Source organism: Xenorhabdus hominickii (genome assembly GCF_002632725.1).
GTDB classification, from domain to species: Bacteria; Pseudomonadota; Gammaproteobacteria; order Enterobacterales; family Enterobacteriaceae; genus Xenorhabdus; species Xenorhabdus hominickii.
The window spans coordinates 681,281-684,506 of record NZ_NJAI01000001.1; the positions used below are offsets into that span (position 1 = coordinate 681,281).

The following is a 3,226-nucleotide window of genomic DNA, read 5'->3' on the forward strand; positions in this document are numbered from 1 at the left end:
TGTCTGGCAGTTCCCTACTCTCACATGGGGAGACCCCACACTACCATCGGCGCTACGGCGTTTCACTGCTGAGTTCGGCATGGGGTCAGGTGGGACCACCGCGCTATTGCCGCCAGACAAATTCTGTTTCTCATCTCGAACAAGCTGATTAGTCTCTGAAACTGCTCTCTCACCCCAAAACACCTTCGGTGTTGTCAGGTTAAGCCGCACGGTTCATTAGTACTGGTTAGCTCAACGTCTCGCAACGCTTACACACCCAGCCTATCTACGTCCTCGTCTCGAACGTTCCTTTAGTGTCCTCTAGGGACAAGGGAAGACTCATCTCAAGGCAAGTTTCCCGCTTAGATGCTTTCAGCGGTTATCTCTTCCGCACTTAGCTACCGGGCAGTGCCATTGGCATGACAACCCGAACACCAGTGGTGCGTCCACTCCGGTCCTCTCGTACTAGGAGCAGCCCCTTTCAATCTTCCAACGCCCACGGCAGATAGGGACCGAACTGTCTCACGACGTTCTAAACCCAGCTCGCGTACCACTTTAAACGGCGAACAGCCGTACCCTTGGGACCTACTTCAGCCCCAGGATGTGATGAGCCGACATCGAGGTGCCAAACACCGCCGTCGATATGAACTCTTGGGCGGTATCAGCCTGTTATCCCCGGAGTACCTTTTATCCGTTGAGCGATGGCCCTTCCATTCAGAACCACCGGATCACTATGACCTACTTTCGTACCTGCTCGAGCTGTCACTCTCGCAGTCAAGCTAGCTTATGCCATTGCACTAACCTCACGATGTCCGACCGTGATTAGCTAACCTTCGTGCTCCTCCGTTACGCTTTGGGAGGAGACCGCCCCAGTCAAACTACCCACCAGACACTGTCCGCAACCCGGTTCACGGGCCTACGTTAGAACATCAAACATTCAAGGGTGGTATTTCAAGGTTGGCTCCATGCAGACTGGCGTCCACACTTCTCAGCCTCCCACCTATCCTACACATCAAGGCTCAAGGTTCAGTGTCAAGCTATAGTAAAGGTTCACGGGGTCTTTCCGTCTTGCCGCGGGTACACTGCATCTTCACAGCGAGTTCAATTTCACTGAGTCTCGGGTGGAGACAGCCTGGCCATCATTACGCCATTCGTGCAGGTCGGAACTTACCCGACAAGGAATTTCGCTACCTTAGGACCGTTATAGTTACGGCCGCCGTTTACTGGGGCTTCGATCAAGAGCTTCTCCTTACGGATAACCCCATCAATTAACCTTCCAGCACCGGGCAGGCGTCACACCGTATACGTCCACTTTCGTGTTTGCACAGTGCTGTGTTTTTATTAAACAGTTGCAGCCAGCTGGTATCTGCGACTGGCCTCGGCTCCAAGAGCGTGTCTTTTCACCTAACGCCAGCGTGCCTTCTCCCGAAGTTACGGCACCATTTTGCCTAGTTCCTTCACCCGAGTTCTCTCAAGCGCCTGAGTATTCTCTACCTGACCACCTGTGTCGGTTTGGGGTACGATTCAATGTTACCTGGAGCTTAGAGGCTTTTCCTGGAAGCGGGGCATCAGCTACTTCAGCACCGTAGTGCCTCGTTATCACGCCTCAGTGTTAACAGAAGAACGGATTTACCAATTCTTCCCACCTACACGCTTAAACCGGGACAACCGTCGCCCGGCCAGCCTAGCCTTCTCCGTCCCCCCTTCGCAGTAACACCGAGTACGGGAATATTAACCCGTTTCCCATCGACTACGCCTTTCGGCCTCGCCTTAGGGGTCGACTCACCCTGCCCCGATTAACGTTGGACAGGAACCCTTGGTCTTCCGGCGAGCGGGTTTTTCACCCGCTTTATCGTTACTTATGTCAGCATTCGCACTTCTGATACCTCCAGCATGCCTCACAGCACACCTTCGCAGGCTTACAGAACGCTCCCCTACCCAACAACACCTGAGTGTCGCTGCCGCAGCTTCGGTGCATGGTTTAGCCCCGTTACATCTTCCGCGCAGGCCGACTCGACCAGTGAGCTATTACGCTTTCTTTAAATGATGGCTGCTTCTAAGCCAACATCCTGGCTGTCTGAGCCTTCCCACTTCGTTTCCCACTTAACCATGACTTGGGGACCTTAGCTGGCGGTCTGGGTTGTTTCCCTCTTCACGACGGACGTTAGCACCCGCCGTGTGTCTCCCGTGATAACATTCTTCGGTATTCGCAGTTTGCATCGGGTTGGTAAGTCGGGATGACCCCCTAGCCGAAACAGTGCTCTACCCCCGAAGATGAATTCACGAGGCGCTACCTAAATAGCTTTCGGGGAGAACCAGCTATCTCCCGGTTTGATTGGCCTTTCACCCCCAGCCACAAGTCATCCGCTAATTTTTCAACATTAGTCGGTTCGGTCCTCCAGTTAGTGTTACCCAACCTTCAACCTGCCCATGGCTAGATCACCGGGTTTCGGGTCTATACCCTGCAACTTAACGCCCAGTTAAGACTCGGTTTCCCTGCGGCTCCCCTATACGGTTAACCTTGCTACAGAATATAAGTCGCTGACCCATTATACAAAAGGTACGCAGTCACCCTGATAAATCAAGGCTCCCACTGCTTGTACGTACACGGTTTCAGGTTCTGTTTCACTCCCCTCGCCGGGGTTCTTTTCGCCTTTCCCTCACGGTACTGGTTCACTATCGGTCAGTCAGGAGTATTTAGCCTTGGAGGATGGTCCCCCCATGTTCAGACAGGATACCACGTGTCCCGCCCTACTCGTCGAACTCACACCACCTGCGTCTTCAGATACGGGGCTATCACCCTTTACTGCCGGCCTTTCCAGACCGTTCTCCTGACGCGGATGCTGATGTTGGTTCTGGGCTGCTCCCCGTTCGCTCGCCGCTACTGGGGGAATCTCGGTTGATTTCTTTTCCTCGGGGTACTGAGATGTTTCAGTTCCCCCGGTTCGCCTCATTAACCTATGAATTCAGTTAATGATAGTGCAACGGATTGCACTGGGTTTCCCCATTCGGGTATCGCCGGTTATTGCGGTTCATATCACCTTACCGGCGCTTATCGCAGATTAGCACGCCCTTCATCGCCTCTGACTGCCTAGGCATCCACCGTGTACGCTTAGTCGCTTAACCTCACAACCCGAAGGTGTCTTCGGACTGGAGTGATTGAGAGACTCCTCAATACTGCCGCCTTAGCGCGGTTACAGTACTGATTGTTTCAAATTTTCAGCTTGTTCCAGATTGTTAAAGAGCA

General features: G+C 53.3%; 2 rRNA genes. Both read right to left on the minus strand.

The features are described from left to right. Position 1: 1 nt before the first annotated feature. Positions 2 to 117 (minus strand): 5S ribosomal RNA (gene rrf / locus Xhom_RS48800). Between the two features lie 78 nt (positions 118 to 195). Further along, positions 196 to 3,105, minus strand: a 23S ribosomal RNA gene (locus Xhom_RS48805). Positions 3,106 to 3,226 lie beyond the last annotated feature (121 nt).